General features: G+C 64.9%; 5 protein-coding genes and 1 pseudogene. All 6 read right to left on the reverse strand.

Annotated elements, in window-relative coordinates; genetic code table 11:
* The coding region (locus IL54_RS25970; RefSeq protein ID WP_443211344.1) for a glycosyltransferase at nt 1–175 on the reverse strand (175 nt) is incomplete at its 3' end.
* The gene (locus IL54_RS18700; RefSeq protein ID WP_037477654.1) at nt 160–1,362 is read right to left on the reverse strand and encodes an FtsW/RodA/SpoVE family cell cycle protein; all 1,203 of its coding nucleotides are present in this window, start codon (nt 1,360–1,362) and stop codon (nt 160–162) included. The genes IL54_RS25970 and IL54_RS18700, both read right to left, overlap by 16 nt.
* Nucleotides 1,363–1,406: 44 nt before the next feature.
* Entirely contained in the window at nt 1,407–2,792 is a 1,386-nt protein-coding gene (gene murD, locus IL54_RS18705) for a UDP-N-acetylmuramoyl-L-alanine--D-glutamate ligase (protein ID WP_037477656.1), read from the reverse strand.
* Nucleotides 2,789–3,862: a phospho-N-acetylmuramoyl-pentapeptide-transferase gene (mraY, locus tag IL54_RS18710; RefSeq protein ID WP_037477658.1), complete on the reverse strand. Its 1,074-nt coding sequence runs from the start codon at nt 3,860–3,862 to the stop codon at nt 2,789–2,791. The genes murD and mraY overlap by 4 nt, the downstream gene beginning before the upstream one ends.
* Nucleotides 3,862–5,244 carry a UDP-N-acetylmuramoyl-tripeptide--D-alanyl-D-alanine ligase gene (locus IL54_RS18715; protein WP_037477660.1) on the reverse strand — a complete coding sequence of 461 codons (1,383 nt, stop codon included), beginning with the start codon at nt 5,242–5,244 and terminating at the stop codon, nt 3,862–3,864. The genes mraY and IL54_RS18715 overlap by 1 nt, the downstream gene beginning before the upstream one ends.
* Nucleotides 5,245–5,359: 115 nt before the next feature.
* Nucleotides 5,360–5,565 (reverse strand): annotated as a pseudogene (locus tag IL54_RS23300) (UDP-N-acetylmuramoyl-L-alanyl-D-glutamate--2,6-diaminopimelate ligase); the annotation flags it as partial.

Raw genomic sequence — 5,565 nt, forward strand, 5'->3', positions numbered from 1 at the left:
CTTGCGCCCGGTCGAAGATACCGGGGATCTTCGCGCCCCGCTCATCCGTGACCAAAGCGACATGATGGCCACGCGCCATCAGCTCTTCGGCTACCGCGTGCGCGGGAATCATATGACCCCCCGTCCCGCCAGCGGCCAGGACGAAGTGACGGGAAATGCTCATCGACCACTCCATTTGACGACCGTATGCCGACCCATGAAGGGGTTGCGTCGCGTGAAGGCGAGCAACAGGCCGACGCCGATGCAAAGCGCGAGCATAGAGGAGCCGCCATAGCTGATAAAGGGCAGCGTCATGCCCTTGGACGGAAATATCTGCGCATTGACGCCCATATTGATGATCGCCTGCAATCCGAACTGGGTGGTGAGGCCTGCGGCGGCCAAAATGGTGAACACATCCTCCTCGTCCAGCAGGCGCAACAGCACCCGCACAATGATGGCGAGATAGACGCAGGCGATGGCAATGCAGGCCAGCAGCCCGAACTCCTCGCCGATCACCGAGAAGATATAGTCGGTATGCGCTTCGGGCAGGCGGAACTTATGCTGCCCCCCGCCAGGCCCGACGCCAGTAAAGCCGCCATGGGTGATGGTGCGGAAGGCAAGGTCGGTCTGGTCCGGCCCCGCACTCTCGTCCACGCCGATGCCGAGGAAGTCGTTGAACCGCTGGCGGCCATTTTCATAGAACATATAGACCGCGACCAGCCCTGCGAGGCCTGCGCCGATCAGCGCGCCGATCGCCCGCATCGACACGCCCGACAGCAGCAGCAACACGCCCCAGCAGGCGCAGAAGATCACCGTCTGGCCGAAATCGGGCTGGCGCATCAGGACGAGCGCGATCAGCGCCGTGGTGACGCCCGTCAGCGGGATGACGGGCAGGGTCTGGTCCTTGCCACGCAGTGACAACAGCCAGGCCAGCGTCACCACATAAGCGGGCTTCAGAAACTCCGACGGCTGGAAACGGAAGCCGGGCAAATCGATCCACCGCTTCGCCCCGTTCACCGTACTGCCCAGCAGCGGCACCACCAGCAGCATCACGAAGAAGAACATAGCCATGAAGGTCGCCAGCCGCCGCGCCTGCGGCCGGGGCAGCATGGAAATGACCAGCATGATCGGCAGGCCAAGCAGCACAAAGAAGAGCTGGCGATAGAAATAGATCAGCGGATTGACCGCAATCTGCGCCGTCGACCGATCGATCGCGGCCACCGGCGAGGCAGCGGCCACCGCCACCAGCCCGATCGCCATCAGCGCGACGATGAGCGACAGGAGGACGCGGTCAATCTCCCAGAACCAGATGGCGAGCGCGGTGCGTTCGCGCGGCACGGTGCGGGTGCGAAACCCCTTCACCAGGTCGCCAGCTCTAGACATGCGCGTCGTCCCTTCCCTGTTCATGCCCTGCCCCCCGATGCCGTCTAGTCGAGCGCCGCGACGGCGGCGACGAACGCATCGCCGCGCGCCTCGAAATCGCGAAACTGGTCGAAACTGGCACAAGCGGGCGAGAGCAATATCACGTCGCCGGGCTGCGCGATGCGCGCGGCGCGGCGGACGGCGGCGCTTAGCATCTCGCTATCATCCACCGCCATAGAGGGGCGCAGCAGGTCAGCGAACATATGCCCCGCTTCGCCGATCGTATAGGCATGGGCGACATTGCCGAAATGGGGGACGCATTCGTCCAGATTGTCGGACTTGGCGACACCGCCGAGTATCCAGTGGATGCGGGGCTTACCGTCCTTCGCGGGCCAGGCGGCGAGCGCGGGCGCGGTCGAGGCCGCGTTGGTCGCCTTGCTATCGTTGACGTAAAGAACGCCGTTACGGGTCGCCACCGCCTGCATCCGGTGGGGAAGCGAGGCATAGCTGACGAGGGCATTGACCAGCGTCGCGTCGTCAATGTCGAGCGCCTTGGCGACAGCGATTGCGACAGCCGCATTCTGCGCGTTATGCGGCCCTTGCAAAGCGGGCCAGCCCAATTGGGTGTCGGGATCGATGTCTCTGACCCCAACCTCAATCACGTCATCCCAGCGAACGCTGGGATCTCTCTTTTCTTCCGTTGCCGAAGAAGAAGTGGGATTCCAGCGTGCGCTTGAATGACGGAGGTTTTCAGCGATGGCCCGGCTCGGTTCATCCTCGGTCGCGATCACCGCGACATGCCCCCCCGACTGCATCGCGAACAGCCGCGCCTTGGACGCCACATAACCCTCGAAGCCGTTATAGCGGTCAAGATGATCCGGCGTGATGTTGAGTAGCACCGCGACATCGCAGTCGAGGCTATAGGTCAAGTCGATCTGATAGCTGGACAGTTCCAGCACATAGACGCCCACCCCTTGCAGGTTCGGCTCCAGCGGTGGCTGGCCCAACACCGGCAGGCCGATATTGCCGCCCATGGTGGTCGGATAGCCCGCCTGTTCGATGATATGGTGGATCAGCGCGGTCGTGGTCGACTTGCCGTTGGTCCCGGTGATGCCGACCACCTTGTGCGGCGGCAGCGTCGGCCGGGCGAGCGCGAACAATTCGATGTCGCCGATGATCGGCACGCCGGCGATCTTCGCCCGCATGGCGATCGGATGCCGGTTCAGCGGCACGCCCGGCGACACGACGATCCCGTCGAAGCCGGTCAGGTCGATCTCCATCGGATCACCCAGTTCGGCCCGCCCTTCGACCTGCGCCCGCGCCGTTTCCTGACTGTCCCACGCCACAACCCGCGCGCCGCTGGCCAGCAGCGTTTCGACCGTGGCAAGGCCGGACCGCGCCAGCCCCAGCACGGCGTAGGTCTTGCCCGCAAAGACGTCCGAAACGATCATCGCAGCTTCAACGTGGCTAGACCGGCGAGCGCCAGCACGAAGGCGATGATCCAGAAGCGGATCACCACGGTCGGTTCGGCCCAGCCCAATTGCTCGAAATGATGGTGGATCGGCGCCATCTTGAACACGCGCTTGCCGGTGCGCTTGTAGAAGAAGACCTGGATGATGACCGACAGCGCCTCCACGACGAACAGGCCGCCGATGATGCCCAGCACGATTTCATGATGCGCCGTCACCGCAATCACGCCGATCGTCCCGCCCAGCGCCAGACTGCCCGTATCGCCCATGAACACGGCGGCGGGCGGCGCGTTGAACCACAGGAAGGCGAGGCCCGCCCCGATGATCGCGCCGCACAATATCGTCAGGTTGCCCGCCCCCGGCACATGCGGGATGCCCAGATATTCCGCGAAATCAGCGCGCCCGACCAGATAGACGATCAGCATGAAGGCGAGGCAGGCGATGATGACCGGCATCGTCGCCAGCCCGTCCAGCCCGTCGGTCAGGTTCACCGCATTACCGAACGCCACGATCACGAAGGCGGCAAAGCAGAAATAGAAGGGCCCAAGCTCGATCGCCGGGCCGTTGTAGAAGGGCACGTAGAGCGCGGTATTGCCATGGCTGTTGACGATCATCCACGCCGCGACACCCGCGATCAAAAATTCGAACGCCAGCCGCATCTTGCCCGACAGCCCCTTGTGGCTGGCCTTCGTCACCTTGTCATAATCGTCGAGAAAACCGATCGCGCCGAAACCCAACGTCACGAACAGACAGGCCCAGACATAGGTGGAAGACAAGTCCATCCACAGCAGCACCGAAATGATCATGGAGGTCAGGATCATCAGCCCGCCCATGGTCGGCGTGCCCCGCTTGGCCAGATGCGTCTGCGGGCCGTCATCGCGAATGGGTTGGCCCTTGCCCTGGCGGACGCGTAGCCAGCCGATGAATTTGGGGCCGATCACCAGACCGATGATGAGCGCGGTGAAGATCGCCGCGCCCGCGCGAAAGGACAAATAGCGGATGAGGTTGAAAATACCCTCGAAATCCATCGTCTGGGCAAGCCAGTACAGCATCAGTCTTGTTCTCCGTCGGCAAGGGCCGCGACCAGCCGGGACAGGCCGATGCCGTTCGATCCCTTGACCAGCAGCGCGTCGCTCGCGCGCAGTTCATTTTGGATGAGGGGGATGGCGCTCGCCGTATCGGCGACATGCGCGAAGGGCAGCACACCGTCCAGCGCATCGGCGAGCGGCTGCATTTCCGTGCCGACCAGGATGAGGTAATCGATCCCATTGTCGCGCAGCACGGGCGCGATGTCGGCATGGAGTTCGGCGCTGCGGCTGCCAAGTTCGCGCATCCCGCCCAGCACCGCCAACCGCCGGTCGGCCGTCTCGCGCCCCAACTGGCGCAGCGTCGCCGCCATCGACAGCGGGTTGGCATTATAGCTTTCATCGATCAGCAGCGCCGTGCCACCGCCGACCGACAGGGTCCGCCGCTCGCCCCGGCCCGGCAGGCCCGGCATCTCGGCCAGCGCCAGCCCCGCTGCGGCCAGATCGCCGCCGACCGCATCGACCGCCGCCAGCACCGCCAGCGCGTTGGACACCCAATGATCGCCAGGCGCGGCAATCGTGAAGCACAATTCGGCATCGGGCACCTTGGCCGTGACCAGCGTGCCACCACCCGGCGCGGGCACCGTTTCGCGCGCATGGACATCGGCCTGCGGACTGGTGCCAAAGGTCAGGATGCGCCCGGCATGACGCTCCGCCTTGTTGTAGAGCAGCGCCACATGCGGGCTGTCATAGGGAATGATCGCGGTGCCGCCCGGCTCCAGCCCCTCGAAAATCTCGGCCTTGGCCTCAGCGATCGCCGCTTCGGTGCCGAAAAATTCAATATGGGCGGGCGCGATGGCCGTGACGATGGCGACATGGGGCCGCACCTGCCGGGTCAGCGCGGCCAGTTCGCCCGCATGGTTCATACCCATTTCGAACACGCCGAATGCCGCCTCGCGCGCCATACGCGACAGGCTGAGCGGCACGCCGACATGATTGTTGTAGCTTTTGACCGAGCGGTGAACCTCGCCCGGATGCGCGCGGTCCAGCGCCTGGAACAATGCTTCCTTGGTCCCGGTCTTGCCGACCGACCCGGTGACGCCAATCACCTTGCCACTCATGCGCTTGCGCGACGCGCGGCCCAGCGCTTCGAGCGCGGCGGCGCTGTCGGGCACCAATATATGGGGATGATCCACCGGCTCGCTGACGATCGCCCCGGCCGCGCCCTGGGCAAAGGCCTTGTCGAGAAACTTATGCCCGTCGGTCGCCTCGCCCTTCATCGCGACGAACAGGTCGCCATCCGTCACTTCGCGGCTATCGAACGCCACGCCCGAAACGGCAAACGGCGCCGACGCGGCGCCGCCCGTTGCCTGAGCGATGTCTGCGGAGGTCCACAATGGCCCAGTCACGCGCCGTCCTCCCCGTTCGCTTCGAGCAGCTTCGAGCGAAGTCGAGAAGCGTCCGTCGAGAAGGCAGCGCATAGTTCTCGACAGGCTCGAACCGAACGGAGGACGGATGGCAGGCTCACTCCGCGCACTCCCGCGCGACGGTGACATCGTCAAAGGGCAGCACCCGGTCGCCTATGATCTGGCCCTGTTCATGCCCCTTGCCCGCCAGCAGCACGATGTCGTCCTTGCCCGCCAGCGCGATCGCGGCGGCAATGGCGGCACGTCGCCCGCCGATCTCCTCCGCCCCATGCGCACCGGCCATCACGGCGGCGCGGATCGCGG

Origin of the sequence: Sphingobium sp. ba1 (assembly GCF_000743655.1) — a bacterium.
Lineage (GTDB): Bacteria > Pseudomonadota > Alphaproteobacteria > Sphingomonadales > Sphingomonadaceae > Sphingobium.